Raw genomic sequence first — 21,768 nt, forward strand, 5'->3', positions numbered from 1 at the left:
AAGCTAATCGAGGCTGCCACCACTGCATCGCCCCGCCGGCGATACACGTGAAACAGGTGCGGTTGCGGGCGTCAGCCGCCCGGCCCTCAAGGAGATGAACCGAAAAGTTTCACCTGTGGCTGGGAACGCGGTTCTCGATGAAGGCCCGCACGGCTTCGGCGTGCTGCGCGGTGCTCGCCGCAGCGACAATCCTCTCCGCCGCATGATCCAATGACGTCAGGAAGTCGGCCGACAGCGATATCCGGATCGTCACCGTTGCGCTTGATCATCCGACGCAACGCCGGCGTGAGGTGCCTCCGGTCGATTCAAGGTGATCACGGCGACGCGATCCCGGATCGCACACAGCAGTTCGTCCGTCCCTGTATCAATCGAGATTGCCCCATCAGTCACGGCTTTGACCTTTCAACCTGCGTCTGGAGAGTTCACTCCCACGCGCAAGCGCGTTACCTCTCCCTCTTACCGGCCTAGCGTCACCAGCTTTCGCGGAATGGCCGCAGCTCCGTAAGGAATGACCAGGCCGATCGGTCCTGACCGTAGAGATGGTACAGTTCGTCGGCGATGGCAGCAGGCTTGATGAAAAATTCATCCGGTTTGTCGCTCATCCGCGCGCGCATCCTGGGCGTGTCGATCACAGCGTCGATAAGGACATAGGCAACGTGGACGCCGAGAGGCCCCATGTCGCGTGCGATCGACTCGGTCAAAATGCGCTGCGCCGCCTTTGTCGGAGCGAAGCCGGCGAAATTTGCCTTGCCTCGGATCGAAGACGTGTTTCCGGTCACCAGGATCGCGCCCTTGCCTCGATCGATCATGTCAGGAGCCACCTCGCGCGCCAGGTACAACAAGCCCATCACGTTGACCTCGAAATTGCCCTTCAGCATCCTCGGGTCGATCTCGCGAAAGCTTCCCCAGCCTCCTCCTGCCGCGTTGTGGACGAGAACTTCGGCCGCACCGAACCGGCGCTTCACGTCCGTGACGGCAGCCCGCACCTGGCCCTCGTCGGAGACGTCGCAGGTTATCGCGTGCACGTCGGGAAGCGCTTGCGCAAGGCGATTGATGAGCTCCGCCGAACGGGCAAGAGCTATGACGCGGAATCCCCCTGCAGAGAACCGCTTGACGATGGCAGCTCCCGTGCCCGGCCCTACTCCGGTCACGATCGCGACTGGTTTCTCGGTCATTTAACGCTCCCTTCGAACTATTGTCCGGCCGCTCTCACATGAATTCGCTTGGACTGCGACTGATAGACGGCAGCCTCAAGCGCGGACACCAGAGCCAGACGAACCGCGACGTTCTTGTGGTAGGGCGTGCCCGCAATGGGATCGCGATTGCCGCTCTCGGTGAGCAGATTGATACGCGGCCCGTTGATCAGGCGCTCTCCGTCCGACGTGGGATATGCCTGACCGTAGCCGTGCGGCAGCGCCAGCTGGCCATTCCGCATGGCGTCATCGACCTTGCAGCGGACGACGAGCCGCCCGACTATCGACTCGACGGCGACCCAGTCGCCATCCTTCGCGCCCAACTCGTTCAAATCGCTCGAATTGATCAACATGGCGCCATCCGGATCGTCGCGACGCCACGCGGGATCGCGAAAGATCTGGTTGGCATTGAACATGCGGCGACCACCGGCCGCCAGCATGAACGGGAAGTCCTTTGGCGCGCCCGCTGCTTGCGGATCGAGACGCGCGAGCCATTCCAGCATCTGCGGGATCACCAGCCGAACCCTGCGATCTGAATGGCTGATCAATGACCAGACTTCGTCATAGTGGTGCTGGGTAACGGCGGTGCCCTGCCGGTTGGCTACGATGGTGTCGAACAGGAGATCGCCGAGCTGATGATCGGCCACCTCGTCCGATGCGCCGATCGCCCGCCGCACCGCTTGCGGCGATCGCTTCGCGCAAGCCAGTGCCGCGCTCCACAAGGGAGCCGCGGCCGCCGTTCCATCCGGAAGCGTCTGCCCCAGCGTATGGTAGAGCACCAGGGCAGGAACTGCGCCGATCGAAGGGTTCTCCGCGATGAACGCACGAAAGGCGGCGGCGAACTCGGCTCGGGAACGCCGCGCCGCCTCGCGCAGGGGCGCGAGCACATTGTCACCTGGTAGAAGCCCCAGGGCGTTGGCAAGCCGCGTGTAGATCTCGGGCTCCGGCAAGGTGCCGGCGAGCGGCGGCAATACACCGGCACGAACGTGAAAATAGTTCGTCGGGAATTCAAAGTTGAACAGCGTAAATTCGGTTTTCTCGAACTGTGAGGACGCCGGCAGAACGTAATGCGCGAGCCGCGCGGTTTCGGTCATCGCAACATCGACCACGACGCATAGTTCCAGCGAGCGCAACGCGCGTTCCACCGCCTCGGTATTTGCTGCCGTATTGGCGGGATTGGAACTGTCGATCCAGGCGCAACGCAACCGGTCAGGATGGTCCTTGAGCACCGCTTCGGGGAAAATGTTGGGCGGTAGCAAGCCCCCAATAATCGCGTCGCCGGTCGGCGCGAATGTCTGGTTCGGAGAATTACCCCATAGCGGTTGAAGCCAGCTATGCAATTGGTTGGTACCTTTACGGCCGAAATTGCCGGAAAGCATGATCAAGAGCTTTTCGAGATAGGAGTTCAGCGTCGAGTTGATGCCTTGCTGGATGCCAAGCTCGACCCGAACCACCATGGCCTTCGCCGCTACGATCATCGCGGCGCAACGCTCCAGGTCCGCGATCGAGATATCGGCGGCGGCAGCCCATTCCTCAATAGGGATGTTCAACAGTGCCTGCCGCACTTCCGCGAAACCGATTGTGTGCTCCTCAATGAAGGCATGGTCGATACGGTCGGAACGGACAAGCGTAGCCAGCAGCGCCCCAAGGAAAAACGCGTCCGTGCCCGGACGAACCGCAAGATGCAGATCCGCCATTTCGGCGGTTTCCGTCCGCCGGGGATCAACGACGATCAGCTTGCGTGCGGGATCCTTACGGATTTGATTGAGATGATCGCGCGCATTGGGGAAGCCGTGCGCGATCCAGGGATTTGCACCGATGACAAGCAAGAGATCGCAATGATGTACTTCCTCGGCGGTGTGGCACGTCTGGCTGCCGAACATGTGCCCATTGACCCAGAAGTCGCCGGTTTTCTCCTGCGAAAGCGCGTTGAAGACACTGCGCGAACCCAGCGCGCGCAACAATCCGCTGGCGTAGGCGCCGCCGGCATGGTTGCCCTGCCCGCCGCCGCCATAAAGGGCAATACTCTTGCCGCCATATCTGTCGACGATGTCTCGCAGCCGCTCCGCGATCTCCGCGATCGCCACATCCCACTCGATTTCGTCGAAGCCTCCGTCGGCACGACGACGCAGCGGGGTCGTGAGCCGATCCCTGTGATGCGCATAATATGGAATCCGGGTCGCCTTGTTGCACAGATAGCCCTGTGATTTCGGGCTCGAACGGTCGCCCCGTACTTTCTCGAGGCGCCCGTCATTCACCAAGACTTCGATCCCGCAATTGATGTAACACAGATTGCAGGCTGTCTTGAGCCATTTGTCAGCCGTCATGGTGACCTCCCTAACGTTATGATTTGTCGCAGCGCATCGCCTTTGTTGTTCTCCGCTGGGGCTTCCGAATCCGGGCGCCGACGGTCACGCGTCCGGCATCGAGAATGCCGTCGGAAAGCTTCCCGGCTCCGACGGCACGCGACAGCACGATCGATCCAACCAAAGTTGCGATAGCGCCTGTCGCGATTTGGCGGGCCTGTTGGGGTGCCTCATCGGGAAGCAGTTCGATCAAGACGTCGATCATCCCCTCCAGCTTGGATGCCAAGGTCAGCCGCTCGTTTCGGCTCGATCGAGCGACGTCGGCAGCCAAGGCTGGAAGCGCGCAACCATGTTTAGTATTGTCGCGATGTCGGAGACTAAGGTAATCGGCGACCAAGGCCTCGAAGCGCTCCCCGTTCGCGTTGTCGTTAGTCAGTTTTTTCCAACGCTCGGTGGTTTGGTCCATTGCAAAAGCGATTGCCTCGCTGACAAGCGCGGCACGTGAATCGAAATGGTTATAGAACCCACCGTGCGTCAAACCCGCGAGCTTCATTAAGTCGACAACACTGAGCCCCTTGGCACCCCTTTGGCGCAAACCGTAGGAGGCATTTTCCACGATCCGAGTGTGGGTTTGACGTCTGTGGTTCTCTCCGTAACGCATCGCCACTCCGTGCAAGCCCAAAGGTGACAGGCTGTACAAACCGTCCCCATCCCCCGAGCAATTCTGGAACCGCGCTCCTTGAAGGCCGCGGCAACATTTCATTGCTACTTTATATGATTATTGTCATATAACAACACCAACATCTTCTCCAACGCTAATAGTGAAGTTCACGGCAAGATCATGGGACGATGCCAGCGCACCGAGCCGACGGCTTTCGTTCACCCGGCAGCGGCGCTTAATTGCGCTCAATCAATTTGCTCCCGAGCTCGAATTTTCTCGGTCTATCAAGTAGTTCACGGTCAACAACGGATCGACTGCAGTGCTTTCCAACCCACGATTGAGGTGATAAGCTAGTCCTTCTTGGCTTCAAGGGGCGAGCCAAAAATGGCACCCTCTAGCAGAGGCGACCTTAATCGCCCTTCTGTATCCGTGACGAACAGTAACGGACGCAATCACGTAAGCGCGCCAGTCGAGCTTACGTTCACCTTTGGCCCATTCCGCCTTTTCCCGCGACAGCAACTACTCCTTCAAGGCGAAAATCCGGTTCCGCTCGGAAGTCGAGCCTTTGAAATTCTCGTAGCCTTGGTTGAGCACGCCGGCGAAGTCGCCGACAAGGATGAACTGATTGCCCGCGTGTGGCCTGGCCTCACCGTCGAAGACTCGAATCTCCGGGCCCAAATCAATGCCGTGCGGCGCGCCCTCGCGGAGGGCGGGACCAGCGAGAATTACATCGTCACGGTGCCTGGTCGAGGGTATCGCTTCGTTGCGACGGTTGTACGGTTCACGGGCGATGCAGCCCAAGCCTTCCCCGCCGCCCCCCACAAAGGGCACAACTTTCCCGACCGCCTCACCCGACCGATCGGCCGCGCTGATATCGTTGCCATGGTGTGCAGTCGATTGCAGCGAGGCCGCTTCGTCACGATTGTCGGACCGGGCGGAATCGGAAAGACCACGGTTGCTCTGGCGGTCGCCGACCAGCTCATTGCCTCTTACGGAGATGGCGGACGGTTTGTCGACCTTGCCCCGCTCAACGACCCTCAGCTTGTGCCAAGCGCGCTCGCTTCTGTGCTTGGCGTTGCCATACGCTCGGAGAATCCATATCCCGCACTAGCTTCCTTTCTGAAGGACAAGCAGATGCTGCTGCTGTTCGATAACTGCGAGCATGTCTTGCTGGCAGCCGCAGCGCTGGCTGAAGAACTGTTGAAAGGGGCGCCGGGTGTTCACATCCTTGCCACCAGTCGAGAACCTTTACGCGCCGAAGATGAGCGCGTGCAGCGTCTCCCGCCACTGGAAACCGCTCCTGCCGAGGCAGGACTTACAGTTGTGGAAGCGCTTAGTTACCCGGCGGTACAACTCTTTGTCGAGCGTGCGGCAGCGAGCGCTGGCGGATACGAGCTCAAAGATGAAGATGTCCCTATTGTCGCGCAAATCTGCCGTCGACTCGACGGAATCGCGCTGGCAATCGAGCTTGCTGCATCTCGCGTTGACGCCTTTGGGGTTCGCGGAGTGGCCAGTCGCCTGGACGATCGATTTCATTTGTTGACACGCGGTCGGCGCACCGCTCTGCCACGGCATCAGACGCTTCGTGCGGCGTTCGATTGGAGCTACGAATTACTCTCCGAGATCGAACGCATCGTCATGCGCCGCCTCGGCATTTTTGTCGGGCGCTTTACGATGGAGGCCGCAGCCGCCGTCGCTGGAGACGCCAGGATTATCCCGTCCGAGGTAGACGGGCTCGTTGCCGACCTTGTCGAGAAATCGCTCGTCATGGCGGATGTTGGAGGCACAACCGTATATTATCGCCTAACCGATACAGCGCGAGCCTACGCCTTGAAAAGGCTGACCGAGGATGATGAAACGCAAGCTGTGAGGAGACGACACGCGCTTTACCAACTCGACCGGTTCGAGCGGGCCCATGCCGAGTGGGAGACGCGGCCCACGACCGAATGGTTGTCCGCTCACGCCCCCCAAATCGACGATATTCGCAGTGCGCTTGATTGGGCCTTCTCGCCGAGCGGCGATGTTGGCCTCGGTGTAGAGCTGACAGTCGCGGCGGGGCCCCTTTGGTTCGAGATGTCGCTGATGGAGGAATGTCGCACGCGAGCCGAGCGTGCGCTGACGACGCTTGAGGAAAGCACAACGAAGGATGATCGCCGCCGGATGTATCTCTATGCCGCGGTAGCTTGGTCGCAGATGTACACAACGGCATCGGCCCGCGACACCGGTGTGGCATGGACGACTGCGTTCGAAATCGCGGAAGGGTTGGACGATACTGATTACCGTTTAAGGGCGCTCTGGGGAATGTGGGCTTCGCGAGTTAATCGGGGAGAGTTCGGCGAAGCTCTGGTCCTCGCAGGGCGTTTTTTCTTCCGTTGCCGAGAACACGGCGGATATTAATGATCGATTGCTCGGCGACCGATTAACAGGTGCGACGCTGCATTTTCTGGGCAGACAATCGGGTGCGAGACAGCACATTGAGCGAATGCTAGCGCGCTACGTAACTCCAGTCCGTCGATCACATGCGGTGCGCTTCCAATTCGATCAACGGGTGACAGCACGCATCACGCTCGCGCGAGTGCTATGGCTGCAAGGGTTTGCGGATCAGGCGTTACGCTGTGTCGATATTAATGTCAGCGAGGCTCTTTCGATCAATCACAGGCTTTCGCTCTGCAACGCGCTTGCTCAAGCAGCGTGTCCGGTTGCGCTCATGGCTGGCGATCTGTTAGCCGCGGAGCGCTACACAAAGTTGCTGCTCGATCAGACTGCCAGCGATGAGCTTGATATCTGGCGCGCTTACGGGCGCTGCTTCGAAGGAGAACTGAACGTCAAGCGCGGCAATCTCGCTGCTGGATTACAGCAGCTTAAAGCTGGTATCGACGAGCTCCGGCGAGCCAGATTTGTCCAATATCTCACGACCTTCCTGGGCGCGCTGGCCGAGGGGCTGGCGGTCGCCGGAGATGCCTTATTGGCAAAGGCCACGATCGACGAAGCGATCGCACGAAGCGAGCAGAGCGAAGAGCGCTGGTTCAGCCCGGAGCTGTTACGGATCAAGGGCGTGGTCGGTTTACAGCAGGATGCTAGTTACGCCGCGGGCAAGGCCGAGGAAGATTTTCTGGAATCGATAGAGTTAGCCCGAACGCAGGAGGCTCTCGCGTGGGAGCTGCGCACCACAACTTGCCTGGCGCGACTGCGGCGAGATCAGGGGCGGGCAGGAGACGCACACGAGCTGCTCTCGCCGCTCTATAGCCGCTTCAACGAGGGCTACGAAACCAACGATCTTAAGGCCGCGAAGAGTCTGTTGGATGAACTCTCGGGGTATCCCTAGCGCAGACGGTTCCAAGCAGGCCGTTTCACGTCCCTGCTGAGATTTCACGAAAATTCACAATGCTTCATGGCGAGGTTTCACGCCCCCTTCCGGATTTGCGAGAATTCACAAGTTTTGGTTAGGGTTCTTATCGCGGCAGCGCGCATGATGCATGTCGAGCGCTTTCGGATGGATATCGATGCTTGAGCAACCCGCACCAGCAGATGTCCCCGACGCAGCGTTGCTTGAGCCCCTGACGCAGCAGTTTGTCGATGCGATCGTTGACGGCCCGATGATGCGCGACCTGTCTTCCGAAGAGACAAGAAGATTTCTGGCGGAGATCCAATCAGGCATCACCGGCAAGCCAGCCGTGCGTCTTGAGGATATGATAATCCCCACCGGCTCCACCGGAGCGGTGCCGATCTGCATCGTTCGACCGGAGAGAGCAAGTGAAACGCTGCCTGCATTGGTATACGTCCATGGCGGCTGGACCTTCGGCAGCAAGGAGACACACGACCGCTTGATCCGCGAAATCGCGGTCGGCGCGCACGTTGCGTTGTTTTTCGTGGATTACGATCGCTCGCCGGAGGCCAGATATCCCGTAGCAATCGAACAAGTCTATGCCGTCACCAAGTACCTGGTAAAACATGCTGGGCATCTGGGAATTGATTCGACGCGCCTGGCCATTGTTGGCGACGGCATCGGCGGCAACATGGCCGCCGCGGTCACTCTCATGGCGAAGGAGCGGCGCGGCCCCAAGATAGACGTGCAGGTGCTGTTCTATCCCGCCGTCAGCTTAATGTTCGATACCGGGTCTTACGCCTCGTTCGCAAATGGTCCGTGGTTGACCAAGCAAGCGATGGAGGGGTTCTGGAACGCCTATCTTCCGGACGTCGCCACGCGCAAGCATATCACCGCGGCACCACTCAACGCCTCGATTGATCAACTGACCGGCCTTCCGGACGCCCTGGTCATAGTCGCCGAAAACGACATGCTCCGTGATGAGGGTGAGTGCTATGCGCGCAAGCTGGCTCGCGCGGGGGTACGTGTCACCTCTACGAGATACAACGGCACCATTCATGATTTCGTCATGCTCAACGCATTGGCCGATACTCCTGCGGCCCGAGGCGCTATTGCGCAGACCAACGCCCTTCTCCGGTCCATTCTTGAATGAAGGAGGCACGCAATGGTTGGTACAACTGCACTCGCCGGCTCATTTGCTTTACCCCGCCTTCTCATGAGCCTGGCTGTCGACAATACGGATCCGCTTGTCTTGATCGTGGACGATGACGAGGAGGTCCGGTCCGCGCTTCGCGAACTTCTGCTGTCGGTCGGAATCGATGCCTGTTGCTTTGGATCGACGCAAGAATTGCTGAGTGCCGATCTTCCGGAGCGGCCGGGTTGTCTAATCCTCGACGTTCGTATGCCCGGAGCAAGCGGCCTGGATCTCCAGCAGCACCTCGCCCTGAACGGCAGTACGCGACCGATCATTTTCCTTACCGGTCATGGTGACATCGCCATGACCGTCCAGGCGATGAAGGCTGGAGCCGTCGATTTCCTTACAAAGCCTGTCAGAGACCAGACGCTCCTTGATGCGGTCAGGGCCGCGATCGAGAAAGATGTCTCGCAAAGGGCCGCGGCCCGGCTCGTTAAACAGCATGTCGACCGCTATGCAAAGTTGACACCGCGCGAACGCGAAGTTCTGCGCGAAGTGGTCAAGGGCCGCCTCAACAAGCAAATTGCGTTCGATCTCGGTATCAGCGAAATCACCGTCAAGTTGCACCGCGGCAACGTCACCAAAAAGATGCAGGCAACGTCCGTCGGGCAACTCATTCGCATCTGGGAACTGTTGCCTGCGGGAATTCGAGAAGGATCACCCTAGACCAAAGGATGGTTACAGTCCCGGGCCAGCAATGGGCCAGATGCGGGGGTGGCCATCCGGCCACGCTAGCGAAGGTCACCGGCTTGTCTAAAGCGCCTATAGTCGCGATCGTAGATGACGACGAAGCTGTGCGAGAGGCCCCTTTCCGACCTCCTTCTGGTGCTGGATCTATCGTGTCGCACTTTCGATCGAGCGGAGACCTTCATGGCGGAATACGTCCAGGGCGGGTTCGATTGCCTGATTACCGATGTGAGCATGCCGGGCCATAGCGGGCTCGACCTGCTGCATCGACTACGGAGCATCGGCTCCTTAATACCGGTCATCATCGTCACTGCCGACACGAAACCGGCGACCCGATTGCGCGCCATGAGAGGCGGCGCCCAGGCATATCTGACAAAACCGGTAAACAGCGAAGCACTGCTTGGTCATCTGCAGTCCGCCCTGAGACACGTGGATCCTTCCTCTGATGGCAATGGGCGGGGGACGCCTTCCGATGACTAGCCTCATCCACAAAGCCATCACGGGCGGCCGTGAACGCCCGTTCGCGTCTGCGCCGGGAATGGAATTGTCCGATTGGGCATCTGAAAGCGTGATCGTGCGCAACGCTGATGGCATCATTCAGTACTGGAATGCGGCCTCGGAAGCTCTTTATGGATGGCCGGCCATGGCCATGATCGGGCAGAATTTTGCGGCGTTCTGCGCGCCCGACCCGGACACTGCCGAACAGGTCCGCATACTGCTGCAGGAAGGTCGGTGGGAGGGTGTGGCCCGTAGACGCAGTCCGGATGGAACAGAAGTTACTGCCGCCGTCAGGCAAATCGTCAGGCGAGACGCGAGCGGCACCCTGCTTGATATCATTGAGTTCGGACGAGACGCGGGGGGAATAGCCCAAGCCGCAGCCATGCGCATGGATGCCGAACTCCAAAGCTACCTGGCCGCCTCCTGGGAGCTTGATACCTCGCCCGCACGCTCTGTGCTCCATACGATCGGCGAACTCAGAAGCCGTGGCATAATCGACGATCTCGACGAACACCCGAAGTGGGTTGAGAAGCTCCTGACGGCGACCCGCATCTCGGCCGTCAACGATCGCGCGGTTCGCATGTTCGGAGCGCATGCCGGTCACGAGCAGATGGTCGGTCAACCCGTCGGCGCATTCTGGCCGGCAGAAAGTCGCTCAGTCCTTGCCTCCCTGCTAGAAAAAGTAGCGACCGATCGCTCGCCCTTCGAGGCTCGCAAAATGGTCTCGAGCGGAACTATCCGCAGTCGCATCATCAGTGCATGGCCTGCTGCGGAGCCGAAGCATCCCGGCACCGTGTTTGTGACGGTCAAGGGTGCAGCAAGTGACGATCGCACGTCCTGGGAACTGCAGGCGAGCGAGGACAGATACCGCAAGCTGATTCAATACCTACCGACCGCACTCTGGCAGGTCGACTCCCGTCGCGCCGCCGACGCGCTCGAACAGTTGAAGGCAAACGGCGTACGCGATATCGCAACCTATCTCGATCAGAATCCGGACCTGGTTGAACACGCCAAAGACGTCGTGCGCGTAACGGAAGTAAACCGAGATGCGGTGTCGCTGTTTCGCGCCGATAACGCCGCCGATCTGATAAAGTCTGTTCGATACATCTTTGCCGCCGCCCCCGGGCTCGCCGAACGGGTCATGGTTGCGCACTTCGAAGGTCGCCGGAATTTCATCGAAGAAACCAGGATTCGTGCGTTCGACGGTACGGTCGTCGATGTCCTGTTCACGGTCACATATCCGGTGCCGCCCGAGCAACTGGACATGACCTTCATAACCATGCAGGACATCAGCGAGCGGTTGAACGCGGAACAACAACTTCGAAAATTGCAGGCTGACTTCACGCATGCCGGGCGCATCGCAACCCTCGGCGAACTGGCAACCTCGATTGCGCACGAAATCAACCAGCCGCTTACGGCAATCATTACCAACGGCGAGACGAGCCTGAGGTGGCTCGCGCGCGCCGATCAAAACGTCGAGAAGGTCACACAGCTCACTTCCAGGATCGTATCGAGCGCGCGCCGTGCGGGTGAGATCATTCATCGCATCCGGGGCATGGCGGCGAAAAATGAACCGGAGAAACGTCTCATCGACCTCAATGAGACCGTCGAGGAAGCGCTGCTGTTCATCCGCCACGACATTGACGCGAAGTCGATCGTCCTATCGGCAACCCTTGGCGCCGGACTTCCCCGCGTGCTGGGTGACCGGATTCAGTTGCAGCAAGTGATCATCAACTTGCTGGTCAATAGCGTCCAGGCGATTACCCAGTCGGGGCAGCCAATCCGTCGAATCGACGTCCAGACGTCGCTCGATGAAGACGGTTCGGTCGTCTTTTCGGTTTTTGACAACGGACCGGGCATTCCTGCCGCCAACCTGGCGCATGTCTTCGATAGCTTCTTCAGCACCAAGGATGCAGGAATTGGCATTGGCCTGGCTATTTGCCATTCGATCATTACCGCGCACAGCGGCATCATTTCGGGTTCAAATCGTCCAAACGGCGGCGCCCATTTTCGCTTCGCGCTTCCGGTGCCACTGCTCGCCCCGTCCGATTCCGGCGTTGTCGATTTCATCGGCCAAGCGCATCAGCCAATCCAGTGAACCTTTGAGCTCTTGCTCCACTCTGGCACGGTCGACCCCGACGACACACATCTCGCGCGTACTATCCCAAGGTACAGGTCAATCTATCTGCTGACCCCAGCGGGATCAGACTCGCTGCACGATACCGCCACGCGGCAATCCCTATCACCATTGCGAGCAGACGAGCCGACGTCTCCGCGCCTCGTAGGCCCAGAGATGAATGTGCGAGTGAGCACAAAGCTTCCCAAACGCGAGCACAAGCCCATGAGTAAGCCAATCTTACACGATCGTTCAGTGGATCAGCCGGTCGCGCCTGAAGCGCACCAGCGCAACACGCCGATTGCCGATGGGCGCCCCCCGATGCGGAGATGGCCCGCGTGCTCGGGACCACGCCATTTCACATGGCTTTGGATGCCTCCGGTAGCGGGATCGCCCACTGGAAACATGACCCGTTGCACGACGTCGTCGAACCCATGGCCCATCACGTCATCATGGCTTACAACGGCACGGTGCAGCGCATGGAGCGGCGGACAGGGAGATCGGTTGCGATTGGAACGTTTCGTCGCGGGGTTGTGATAATCATTCCGGAAGGATCAAGCTCCCGGTGGGATATTCCGAAACCTGTTGATGTCGTTCAGCTCTATCTTCCTCACGCAATGCTGAAACGCGTTGCCGACGAAGCCGAGATCGCATCACCGACCGATCTCCTGGAGCGAACGGCGTATCCCGACCCCATTACGTCCCGATTGCTCTTGAGTGCGGCGGATACCCTGGAGGGCAATGGGGCCCTGGATACGCTGTTCAGGCATCAACTGACAGACCTCCTGGCCACACGCCTCCTGGCTGCGCACACCGGCTCGCCCACCACGTTCCAGCCGACCATGGGTGGGCTGTCGCCGAAGGTCCTGCTCCGTGCCATCGAACGTTTGCGCTCGGACAGCGATGCGGACGTCTCGCTCGCCGCGCTGGCGTCAGATGCCGGACTGTCGCGTTTCCACTTCTGCCGCGCCTTCAAGGAAAGCACCGGGCTTTCACCGCATGCCTGGCTGCGCCAGCACCGGCTCGAGCAGGCCATGAACATGCTGCGCGACACCGACGAATCCGTCGTCTCGATCGCGGCCGCGCTTGGCTATTCGTCGCAGACCGCCTTCGCTGCGGCGTTCAGGAAGCTGACCGGAGAGACACCGAGCGATTGGCGGCGACGCATTAGGTAACAGCAATCGCTCTACAGGTACGGCAATCGCTCTGGGGCAGTCGCAAAGCTAATTCGCTAAATCAGCGTCACTGCCCACGCCAACACCGGATGGAGACAAACGATGGCCTGGATGAACGTCGTCAACCCGTTTGCAATCGCACCGCGGCGGAGAGTCGTCGCGACCGCACTCATGTACGGACTTTCGTTGAGCGTTCGCTTCACCTCGGCAGCGGGCGAAGAAACGGAAGTTCCGGCACATGCCCTCCAAACCGCCAGCCCCATCAGTTCCATTATCTTCTACAAGGACTGGCCCGCGAAGCCCGCTCCGTTGATGGCCTTCCAACGCGGCTCGCCTTTGGGATCCGGAGGCTGTCGAGCGGCATGTGAACGCCCCATGCCAATGCCGTTAATGCTCGACTGCCCAGCACCGTAACAGCCGTTTCACATCATCTTTGCGTCATCGATCGCAAGAGGCGTACCGCCAATGCAGGGCGGCGATGACGCGCGCACGTTCGAGAAATTCAACCCACAGGAGCAAACACATGCGACTTATCGTCATTGGCGCCGGCTTCGCCGGCATGTACGCCGCACTTTCCGCTGCCCGCCTGCGCGACATCCATGGCGTCTCACCCGAGGATCTCGAAATCGCGCTGATCGCACCAGAGCCGACGCTGGTGATTCGCCCGCGGCTCTATGAATCGAAGCCGGAGACCCTGACGGCGCCTCTGCTCGATGTCCTCAACGCCATCGACGTTGTCTACGTGCAAGGCAGCGCTGAAACGATCGACACCAAGGCTCGCATGGTGCAGATCGCAACGGCCAAAGGCACGCGCAAGTCGCTCTCCTATGACCGCCTGGTCGTGGCCACCGGCAGCAAACTATTCCGTCCGAATATTCCGGGCCTCGCCGAGCACGGCTTCAGCGTCGACTCGCTGGATGACGCGATCGCGCTCGACAAGCATCTCCATGCCCTCGCCGACCGGCCGGCAATGAACGGGCGCGACACGGTCGTCGTCGCCGGCGGTGGTTTCACTGGCATCGAAGCGGCAACCGAGATACCGGCGCGGCTCCGTGCGATCCTTGGCAAGGATGCCAACCCGCGCGTCATCATCGTCGACCGGAACAGCGCGATCGCTCCCGATATGGGCGCGGGTCCCCGCCCCGTCATTGAGGACGCCCTGCGCAAGATCGGCGTGGAGACCCGCCTCGGCGCCGGCGTCGCTTCGCTCGACAAATCCGGCGTCACCCTTTCCGACGGCGAACACATCGAAACCGAGACCGTGGTCTGGGCGGCCGGTATTCGCGCTGCCCCGTTGACCCAGCAGATCCCCGCCGAGCGCGACAACTTTGGCCGCCTGCTCGTCGACCGCGAGCTGCGCGTGCCGGGAGTGGACGGTGTCTTCGCGACCGGCGATGCCGCCAGAGCCGCGTGCGACGATATCGGCAACTACGCGCTGATGTCGTGCCAGCACGCCACGCGGATGGGTGCCTTTGCCGGCAACAATGCCGCCGCCGAACTGCTGGGCGTTCCGACCAAGCCCTACCACCAGAAGGGCTACGTCACCTGTCTCGATCTCGGAGAAGCCGGTGCGCTGTTCACGACCGGCTGGGAGCGCAAGGTGGCGATGGTCGGCGACGTCGCCAAGAAGACCAAGCAGGAGATCAACACCGTCTGGATCTATCCGCCGCGGGCCGAGCGTGCCGCCGCGCTGGCCTCGGCCGATCCGGAGCGTGTGACTGATGTGACCGGCTTCCTCTAGACGCTTCACGCGAAACGGGCCGCGCTTCTCGCACAAGAGCACGGCCCGCCCAAGATCGAGCGCAAGAGTTTTCGAAACGAATCAGATGATCCGCAACACTCAGCAGGAGACAAAGATGAATCAGATGATCCAGAGCACTCAGCGGGAGACAAACATGAGCCTGGACTACACCTCACACCCCGGTAGACCGGGACCCGACGAGTTGGTTCCTTCGCGCTACGCGCTGCGTGTCGGAGAGATTGACGTGATGGTGATCAGCGATGGGGTGCTAACGCCGCCAGCCGAGTCAATGGCCACCAACGCCGACCCGGCCGTGCGAGAGGCCTGGCTGGACGACATGTTCCTGTCGCGCGACGCGTTCGATTGGGCGCTGAATGAGGTCGTGGTGCGTAGCGGCGACCAGACCATACTCATCGACAGCGGGCTGGGGATGGAATACCCGGACTTTCCGCGGGCCGGGCAGTTGGGCTCTCGACTGGAGGCCGCCGGCATCAATCTTGGGTCGGTGACCGATGTGGTGCTGACCCACATGCACTTTGACCACGTTGGCGGGCTGCTCGTCGACGGCGTGAAGGACCGGCTGCGCCCGGACCTGCGGATTCACGTGGCCGCCGCCGAGGTCAAGTTCTGGGCGTCGCCCGATTTCTCCCGCACCGCCATGCCGCCGGCGCTGGCCGACGTGGCTCGGCGAGCGGCTCAGCGGTTCTTGGATGAATACCATAGCCAACTGCGGCCATTCGAACATGAGCACGAGGTAGCGCCGGGGGTGATCGTCACTCGCACCGGCGGCCACACTCCCGGGCACAGCGTGGTCCGCCTGGCGTCCGGTGGCGACCGGCTGATGTTCGCCGGCGACGCCGTGTTTCCGGTCTCGTTCGACCACCCCGACTGGCACAACGGCTTCGAACACGATCCCGAGGAGGCGGCCCGCGTCCGGGTTCGACTCTTGCGGGAGTTGGCGGCGAGCGGTTCGTGGCTGGTGGCGACGCACATGCCGTTCCCGTCCATCGGCCGGGTCGCCGTCGCCGGCGACGTCTTTCGTTGGGTGCCGACCTGGTGGGACTACTAACCACAAAATCCGAACGAGGGCGCGTAGCAAGCGCGTCATCCGAAACGGGCCGCGCTCCGCGCTGGCTGCGCGGCCTGCTCAACCGAGACCAGCCAGCAGCCTTTACAATGAAACAGGAGAGAAACATGAGCCTTGACTACACCTCACACGCCTCACACCCCGGAAGCCCGGGCCCCAACGAATTGGTCCCGTCTCGCTACGCGGTGAAGATCGGCGACATTGACGTGCTGGTGATCAGCGATGGCGTGCTACCGCTGCCAACCGCAATGCTGGCCCACAACATCGATCCGGCCGTCCGGGCGGCCTGGCTGCGCGACATGTTCCTGCCGCCGGACGCGTTCGATTGGGCGCTGAACGTGGTCGTGGTGCGTAGCGGCGGCCGGACCATACTCGTCGACGCTGGGCTGGGGTTCGACCCGGAGTTGCACTTGCCGCGGGCCGGACAATTGATCAAGCGACTGGAAGCCGCCGGCATCGATCTCGCATCCGTGACCGACGTGGTGCTTACCCACATGCACATGGACCACATTGGCGGACTGCTCGTCGATGGGGTGAAAGAGCAGCTACGTCCGGACCTGCGGATCCACGTGGCGGCCGCCGAGGTCAAGTTCTGGGAAACGCCCGATTTCTCCCACGTCTCCATGCCGCCGGGATTCCCGGATGCGCTTCGGTCGGCCGCCAAGCGGTTCGTGAAAGAGTACCGCAGCCATCTGCGGACGTTCGAGGAGGAGTATGAGGTCGCGCCGGGAGTGGTCGTCACTCGCACCGGCGGCCATACCCCCGGGCACAGCGTGGTCCGCGTGGCATCCGGCGGCGACCGGCTGACATTCGCCGGCGACCTCGTGTTCCAGGTCGGGTTCGAACACCCCGAGTGGTACAACGGCTTCGAACACGACCCCGAGGAGTCGGCCCGCGTCCGTATCAGTCTTTTGCGCGAGTTGGCGGCGACCGGCGGCCTGCTGGTGGCCACTCACCTGCCGTTCCCATCCATCGGCCATGTGGCGGTCGACGGCGACGCCTTTCGTTGGGTACCGGCCATCTGGGACTATTGACCGCGGTCCGAACGATGGCGCGTAGCAAGCGCTTCATCCGACACGGGCCGCGTTTCCAGCGCGGGAGCGCGGCCCGCTTACCCAAACTTGGAGCTCGACCACGATGAAACACGAGACCCTGCGCGCCTCGCAGCTCAAGGGCTGCGCCTTCTGCGTGGACATGCATGTCAAGGAAGCCACCTTCCACGGCGAGTGCGCGCTCCCGTTGATGACCCGGGCGCTACCTGGGTGTCCGCGCAAAGATGCTGCTGGCTTCGCGGACCAAACCACTCCGCACGGTGATCGCGCTTCGAACCCGCGCGACGGGAGGGTGTGATGAACGTCGTTGTCTTTGGTTCAACGGGGTCGACAGGACGGCTCGTTGTTGAGTCCGCCTTGTCCGCGGGTCACGTCGTCGCTGCCTTTGTCCGTGATCCAAAGCGCATGCCCTTGACGCATCCGAATCTCAGAATCGTCAAGGGCGATGCAATGGATCCGGCCTCGGTGGCATCTGCGGTCAAAGGGGCGGATGCGGTCATCTGCACGTTGGGAATGATACCTCAGGCGAAAGAGGATCGGGGTCGACGCCAGCGCGGTGTCCCGGTTTGCTCGGTGGGAACCAAGAACATTCTGGCCGCCATGCTTCCAGATCGGGGCCGACTCATCGTTGAGAGTTCGGTGAGTGTCGGTGAGAGCTACCACACCGGGAGCTTCGGCGCAGGCTTCATGGTCAAGCTGGCACTCAAGGAGGTGATGGCAGACAAGGAAAAGCAGGAGGCAGCTGTTCGGGAGAGTGACTGCGATTGGACGATCGTTCGACCGGCAACGCTGACATTCAAGCGTGCTCGCGGAAACCTGAAGGCGGGGACCGCTCTGCGCTGGAACATCACCTCAGCAGCCACCCGCGCGGACGTGGCCGAGTATATGGTCAAGATCCTCGATGACCCCGCGACATATAGGAAGGCCATAACGGTGCGCAACTAGGTTTGAAGCGGCTGGACCGCACGGTAGGCCCGGGTGAGTGAGCAGTCGCTTCAGCGAAAACAACTGTTGCAGGAGGGTATCGTGGTGCATCTTAACAAGAAGAAGGTGGTCGGCTTGTTGCTGTGCCTCGGTGCCGTCGCCGTCGTGGCTGGCGGCTGGGCCTATGCCCGTTCGAACGAGACGTTCACCGATAACGCCTACATTCGCGGCGACATGACCTCGCTCGCGCCGAAGGTTGCGGGCTACGTCACAGCCGTGGAGGTTCAGGATAACCAGACCGTTCGTGCAGGCGACGCCCTGTTCCGGATCGACGATCGGGACTACCGCGCACGCCTTGCGCAAGCCGAGGCCAATGTCGAAGCCGCTCAAGCCCGCCTCGCCAATGTCGATGCGGAGACCCAACTCCAGCACGCCCTGATACGGCAGGCCGAAGCTCAAAGACTTGCGAGCGTGGCCGAGATGAAGCTGGCCCGCAAGGCCTCCGATCGCCGCCGTGAGCTGATCCGCACCAACGCCGTCAGCCAGGCGCAGGTCGATGAAAGCGATGCGGCGCTATCGAGAACCGAGGCGGGCGTGTCGGCGGCGTCGGCAACGGTGGAGGCCCAGCGGCAACGCATCGCCGTCCTTACCAGCCAGCGCGAAGCTGCAGTTGCTGCAGTGGCGCAGGCGCACGCCGCACGCGATCTCGCCCAGATCGATCTCGACCATACCGTGGTGCATGCGCCGGTCGACGGCGTCGTCGGCAACCGCCAGGTCCGCGTCGGCCGGCTTGTCGCGCCGGGCACCTCCCTGCTCGACATCGTTCCGGTCAAGGATGTGTGGGTGGTGGCGAACTTCAAGGAAAGTCAGATCGAACATATCCGGCCCGGACAGCGCGCCCGCATCACAGTGGACGGCTATCCGAACCAGACGATTGAAGGCGTGGTGGACAGCTTTGCGCCCGGCAGCGGATCAGCGTTCACCCTGCTCCCCACCGACAATGCGACGGGGAACTTCATTCGTGTCGTTCAACGCGTGCCTGTGAAAATCCGCTTCGCCAGAAATCCATTGCCCGGTCGCGTCGTGCCCGGACTGTCCGCGCGTGTGGAGATCGATCGAGGAAGCGGCACATGACCGCGATCGCCGACGCCACGCCAGGCTACGACAGGCGCGCGGCAGGAAGCATTCTTGTCGCAGGCATCGTGCTCGCCACTCTGACGGAGGCGATCGCAAGCACCGTCCTGTCGCTCGGGCGCAACGACATCATTGGCGATACCCATGCGACTCCCGACGAGTTCGCCTGGCTGGACATCGGATACACCGCAACGAAGCTGATCGGGTTCATGGCCGCCTCCTGGCTCATGACGCGCATCAGTCCGCGCCGCCTGATCATCGGTTCGACGCTGGTCATGGGCACGGCCTGCGGCATCGCCGCCATCACATATCGGTTGGATCTGCTGGTCGCACTCCGCATGATACAGGGCTTCTCCGGCGGCACCTTGCTTGTCGCGGGGCAGTCGATCTTTTTTCTCGCCTATCCGCGATCCTGCCAGCCAATCCTGCAGGCACTGTTTGCGATGGGGTCTGTCGTCGCTCCTGGGACCATCGCCCCGGCGCTCCAGGGATGGTTGATCGACAGCCAGTCGTGGGCATGGATTTTCTTCGGCGTTGTTCCGGTGGCGCTCGCCGCCATCGGACTTCTATTGATCGCGGAGGGCCCGAGACCCATTACGACTGCGCGGCCTCCGTTCGACTGGGCCGGCTTCCTACTGATATCAGTTACCTTTCTCTGCCTCACCTATGTTCTCAATCAGGGTAGTCGATGGCGCTGGTTCGAGGAGCCTCGCATCGTGTGGCTGACCGTGATCGGCGCAGCCGCTTTGCTGGCGTTTCTCGGCCAACAGGTAATGGCCAAAAGCCAAGGCCTGCTGGATTTCACCCTGTTCCGGTCGAGCGATTTTTCCTTCGCCTTCATCGTCAGTTTCGTCGCCGGTGCCGCCTTGTTCGGGAGCGCGTTCCTGATCCCGTCATTTGCCGTGTCCGTACTCGCGTTCACGCCTACCGACGCCGGCCAGCTACTGCTGCCGAGCGGCGCGCTTTTCGTCGGCGCGCTCCTCATTGCTGCCTTTCTCATGCAGGTCAGAGGCGCTCCCCTATCGCCACGGTGCCGTTCGGAATCCTGATGATCATGGCCGCGATGTGGATGCTGTCCGGCTCGACCAGCGAAAGTGGCGCCGACGACATGATGGCCGCCATCCTGCTACGCGGCTTTGGACTTGGCTTCCTCTTCCTGTCGATCACCCTTATCGCTTTCATCGACCTCAACAACCGCAATCGAGCGTCCGGCATCGGTCTTTTCAACGCGGGGCGCCAGTTCGGTGGCCTCATGGGGGTAGCCGGACTCCAGACAATGATCGATCACAATGTCACCGCCAATGCCACGGTGCTCGGCGCCAGTGTGACCGCAGGCCTTCCTGCGGTCAGCGAGCGGCTGACGACGATGAGTGCCATGCTCGCGGCACGAGGGATGGACAGCGTAGCCGCCGGCCGGACTGCGATGGGTCTGTTGGGTCGAGCCCTCGCTGGTCAATCCACGGTGATCGCTTTCGACACCGCGTTCGCTGCAGTCGCTCTTCTTTTCGTCATCGCTGCGCCCGTGCTGGTCACCATCAAGATCGCGTTCGCCCTGCACGCGAAGATACGCGTGGCGCAGTTAGCCCGGACCGAGGAGCCATACATGACACATCCCGCGCCGAAATCTTCCCGACAAGACAATGCCGTATCGAGGCCGGACCCTCGCGCCGAGATCGTGCTGGCGGTCAGCGAGGCTCTCGCCAATCCGAGCGGCGCGCCCGCTGACCTCGATAGTATCTTGGATCGAAGCGGATGCTCGAAGGAAGACATTCTATCGGCGTTCGAGAGCGTCGACGATCTCATCGTCGCGATCGCCGAACACAAAGCCTCCCTCATATCGCAGCCATTGCTGAGGAGAGCGCGCCCCGGCACCGTAGACGATGCACGCGAAACACTCATCGCGTTCGGACGCGTTGCCTGGAAGGAATACTCGACCACCCTGGTCGGGTTCATTCGGATGATGATGACCGAAGGTGCACGCAATCCTGCGCTTAAGAAGCGGGTGCACGAGGCGGGGCAAGCGATTGTCACACTCAAGCTGCGGGAGTTTCTGTCCGCAGCAAATGAGCGGGGGATCCTGTCGATATCGGACGCTCAGCTATACGCCGAGCAATTGCTGGGGCTACTGAGGGAACCGCTCTACCAGGCACTGATGCTGACTCCTGCAATGCGCCAGGAGGGCGCGGCCGCCGACCGCGTCAGAGCCAGGATCGAAAGCTTCATTCATGGATGCCGAGCACGAGGAGCATGAAGCGATGAGCGCAGCTAATGATATTGCCCGGTTAAGACGGTCTGGCCCGAGAGAGAAACCTTCAAGACTGAAGGTCGTCGGCGACGTCCCGGCGGACTTGGCGAACAGCATCGACGAGAATGGATCCCTGGTGACGGTCGACCCCGCCGACTGGATCGTCTGTTTCGTGCCCGGCCTTCGACGGCAATGGTGGCATCGCTTCGTCCATCACAGGCATAAGCATGTCTTTGCCATGCGACCCATAAGCACGGGGAGCTGGCTGCTTGTGGAGCCGTGGTGGACGCGAATGATGGTGACCATCCTGCCGCCGGCTGATGCCGTCAGATTTCTCCGGTGGGGTGCCACGGGCGATATCCTTCGCGTGCGCGAAGCGGTCCCGGGAAAGGCGAGTCAGATCTGCGGCTGGTCCAACTGCGCGGTTCT

General features: G+C 61.2%; 16 protein-coding genes and 4 pseudogenes. 16 read left to right on the forward strand and 4 right to left on the reverse strand.

The genetic code is table 11. The features are described 5' to 3' along the window. Nucleotides 1–125: 125 nt before the first annotated feature. The 4 genes and pseudogenes from ACFXS9_RS01785 to ACFXS9_RS01800 form a co-directional block, all read right to left on the reverse strand. Nucleotides 126–390, reverse strand: a pseudogene (locus ACFXS9_RS01785) (hypothetical protein); the annotation flags it as partial. 80 nt (nt 391–470) lie between these two features. After that, nucleotides 471–1,175: an SDR family NAD(P)-dependent oxidoreductase gene (locus tag ACFXS9_RS01790; RefSeq protein ID WP_392684454.1), complete on the reverse strand. Its 705-nt coding sequence runs from the start codon at nt 1,173–1,175 to the stop codon at nt 471–473. 17 nt (nt 1,176–1,192) lie between these two features. Beyond that, nucleotides 1,193–3,520 carry a molybdopterin-dependent oxidoreductase gene (locus ACFXS9_RS01795; protein ID WP_392684456.1) on the reverse strand — a complete coding sequence of 776 codons (2,328 nt, stop codon included), beginning with the start codon at nt 3,518–3,520 and terminating at the stop codon, nt 1,193–1,195. A 16-nt stretch (nt 3,521–3,536) separates the two neighbouring features. Then, complete coding sequence (locus ACFXS9_RS01800) at nt 3,537–4,160, reverse strand: TetR/AcrR family transcriptional regulator (protein WP_392684459.1); 624 nt, start codon at nt 4,158–4,160, stop codon at nt 3,537–3,539. Between the two features lie 429 nt (nt 4,161–4,589). On the opposite strand from ACFXS9_RS01800, the gene ACFXS9_RS01805 reads away from it, so the two are divergent. The 16 genes and pseudogenes from ACFXS9_RS01805 (at nt 4,590) to ACFXS9_RS01880 (ending at nt 21,345) form a co-directional block, all read left to right on the forward strand. Continuing rightward, entirely contained in the window at nt 4,590–6,557 is a 1,968-nt protein-coding gene (locus ACFXS9_RS01805; RefSeq protein ID WP_392684462.1) for an ATP-binding protein, read from the forward strand. 151 nt (nt 6,558–6,708) lie between these two features. Then, nucleotides 6,709–7,485 carry a hypothetical protein gene (locus ACFXS9_RS01810; RefSeq protein WP_392684464.1) on the forward strand — a complete coding sequence of 259 codons (777 nt, stop codon included), beginning with the start codon at nt 6,709–6,711 and terminating at the stop codon, nt 7,483–7,485. Nucleotides 7,486–7,663: 178 nt separating this feature from the next. Further along, nucleotides 7,664–8,638 (forward strand): alpha/beta hydrolase, encoded by a 975-nt coding sequence (locus ACFXS9_RS01815; protein ID WP_392684467.1) that lies wholly within the window; start codon nt 7,664–7,666, stop codon nt 8,636–8,638. Between the two features lie 63 nt (nt 8,639–8,701). Next, a complete protein-coding gene (locus ACFXS9_RS01820; RefSeq protein ID WP_392687189.1) occupies nt 8,702–9,346 on the forward strand; it encodes a response regulator transcription factor in 645 nt (214 codons plus the stop codon). A 114-nt stretch (nt 9,347–9,460) separates the two neighbouring features. After that, on the forward strand, nt 9,461–9,847 hold the full coding sequence (locus ACFXS9_RS01825; protein WP_392684468.1) for a response regulator transcription factor: 387 nt from the start codon (nt 9,461–9,463) through the stop codon (nt 9,845–9,847). Continuing rightward, on the forward strand, nt 9,840–11,963 hold the full coding sequence (locus tag ACFXS9_RS01830) for an ATP-binding protein (protein WP_392684471.1): 2,124 nt from the start codon (nt 9,840–9,842) through the stop codon (nt 11,961–11,963). Before ACFXS9_RS01825 ends, ACFXS9_RS01830 begins: the two co-directional genes overlap by 8 nt. A gap of 243 nt (nt 11,964–12,206) precedes the next feature. Beyond that, nucleotides 12,207–13,156: pseudogene (locus tag ACFXS9_RS01835) on the forward strand (helix-turn-helix transcriptional regulator). A 102-nt stretch (nt 13,157–13,258) separates the two neighbouring features. Next, complete coding sequence (locus ACFXS9_RS01840; RefSeq protein WP_392684473.1) at nt 13,259–13,570, forward strand: hypothetical protein; 312 nt, start codon at nt 13,259–13,261, stop codon at nt 13,568–13,570. Between the two features lie 109 nt (nt 13,571–13,679). Further along, nucleotides 13,680–14,897: an NAD(P)/FAD-dependent oxidoreductase gene (locus ACFXS9_RS01845; protein WP_392684476.1), complete on the forward strand. Its 1,218-nt coding sequence runs from the start codon at nt 13,680–13,682 to the stop codon at nt 14,895–14,897. Nucleotides 14,898–15,012: 115 nt separating this feature from the next. Beyond that, the gene (locus ACFXS9_RS01850; RefSeq protein ID WP_392684477.1) at nt 15,013–15,966 is read left to right on the forward strand and encodes an MBL fold metallo-hydrolase; all 954 of its coding nucleotides are present in this window, start codon (nt 15,013–15,015) and stop codon (nt 15,964–15,966) included. 107 nt (nt 15,967–16,073) lie between these two features. Then, nucleotides 16,074–17,018, forward strand: a complete 945-nt coding sequence (locus ACFXS9_RS01855; protein ID WP_392684479.1) for an MBL fold metallo-hydrolase — start codon at nt 16,074–16,076, stop codon at nt 17,016–17,018. 118 nt (nt 17,019–17,136) lie between these two features. Then, nucleotides 17,137–17,226 (forward strand): annotated as a pseudogene (locus ACFXS9_RS01860) (carboxymuconolactone decarboxylase family protein); the annotation flags it as partial. A gap of 107 nt (nt 17,227–17,333) precedes the next feature. Continuing rightward, the gene (locus tag ACFXS9_RS01865) at nt 17,334–17,981 is read left to right on the forward strand and encodes an NAD(P)-dependent oxidoreductase (RefSeq protein ID WP_392684481.1); all 648 of its coding nucleotides are present in this window, start codon (nt 17,334–17,336) and stop codon (nt 17,979–17,981) included. 81 nt (nt 17,982–18,062) lie between these two features. Beyond that, nucleotides 18,063–19,094: an HlyD family secretion protein gene (locus ACFXS9_RS01870; protein ID WP_392684484.1), complete on the forward strand. Its 1,032-nt coding sequence runs from the start codon at nt 18,063–18,065 to the stop codon at nt 19,092–19,094. Continuing rightward, nucleotides 19,091–20,664: pseudogene (locus ACFXS9_RS01875) on the forward strand (DHA2 family efflux MFS transporter permease subunit); the annotation flags it as partial. The gene ACFXS9_RS01870 and the pseudogene ACFXS9_RS01875, both read left to right, overlap by 4 nt. Nucleotides 20,665–20,697: 33 nt before the next feature. Beyond that, the gene (locus ACFXS9_RS01880; protein ID WP_392687192.1) at nt 20,698–21,345 is read left to right on the forward strand and encodes a TetR/AcrR family transcriptional regulator C-terminal domain-containing protein; all 648 of its coding nucleotides are present in this window, start codon (nt 20,698–20,700) and stop codon (nt 21,343–21,345) included. Nucleotides 21,346–21,768: the final 423 nt, after the last annotated feature.

The sequence above is a fragment of the Bradyrhizobium sp. RDI18 genome (assembly GCF_043203335.1).
GTDB classification, from domain to species: Bacteria; Pseudomonadota; Alphaproteobacteria; order Rhizobiales; family Xanthobacteraceae; genus Bradyrhizobium; species Bradyrhizobium retamae.

What these genes read in the sequence shown, in the direction of transcription:
- ACFXS9_RS01845 (WP_392684476.1), top strand. Translation starts at nt 13,680, where the DNA reads ATGCGACTTATCGTCATTGGCGCCGGCTTCGCCGGCATGTACGCCGCA.
- ACFXS9_RS01850 (WP_392684477.1), top strand. Translation starts at nt 15,013, where the DNA reads ATGAATCAGATGATCCAGAGCACTCAGCGGGAGACAAACATGAGCCTG.
- ACFXS9_RS01825 (WP_392684468.1), top strand. Translation starts at nt 9,461, where the DNA reads ATGACGACGAAGCTGTGCGAGAGGCCCCTTTCCGACCTCCTTCTGGTG.
- ACFXS9_RS01865 (WP_392684481.1), top strand. Translation starts at nt 17,334, where the DNA reads ATGAACGTCGTTGTCTTTGGTTCAACGGGGTCGACAGGACGGCTCGTT.
- ACFXS9_RS01840 (WP_392684473.1), top strand. Translation starts at nt 13,259, where the DNA reads ATGGCCTGGATGAACGTCGTCAACCCGTTTGCAATCGCACCGCGGCGG.
- ACFXS9_RS01800 (WP_392684459.1), bottom strand. Translation starts at nt 4,160, where the DNA reads ATGCGTTACGGAGAGAACCACAGACGTCAAACCCACACTCGGATCGTG.
- ACFXS9_RS01790 (WP_392684454.1), bottom strand. Translation starts at nt 1,175, where the DNA reads ATGACCGAGAAACCAGTCGCGATCGTGACCGGAGTAGGGCCGGGCACG.
- ACFXS9_RS01830 (WP_392684471.1), top strand. Translation starts at nt 9,840, where the DNA reads ATGACTAGCCTCATCCACAAAGCCATCACGGGCGGCCGTGAACGCCCG.
- ACFXS9_RS01880 (WP_392687192.1), top strand. Translation starts at nt 20,698, where the DNA reads ATGACACATCCCGCGCCGAAATCTTCCCGACAAGACAATGCCGTATCG.
- ACFXS9_RS01820 (WP_392687189.1), top strand. Translation starts at nt 8,702, where the DNA reads ATGAGCCTGGCTGTCGACAATACGGATCCGCTTGTCTTGATCGTGGAC.
- ACFXS9_RS01855 (WP_392684479.1), top strand. Translation starts at nt 16,074, where the DNA reads ATGAAACAGGAGAGAAACATGAGCCTTGACTACACCTCACACGCCTCA.
- ACFXS9_RS01815 (WP_392684467.1), top strand. Translation starts at nt 7,664, where the DNA reads ATGCTTGAGCAACCCGCACCAGCAGATGTCCCCGACGCAGCGTTGCTT.
- ACFXS9_RS01795 (WP_392684456.1), bottom strand. Translation starts at nt 3,520, where the DNA reads ATGACGGCTGACAAATGGCTCAAGACAGCCTGCAATCTGTGTTACATC.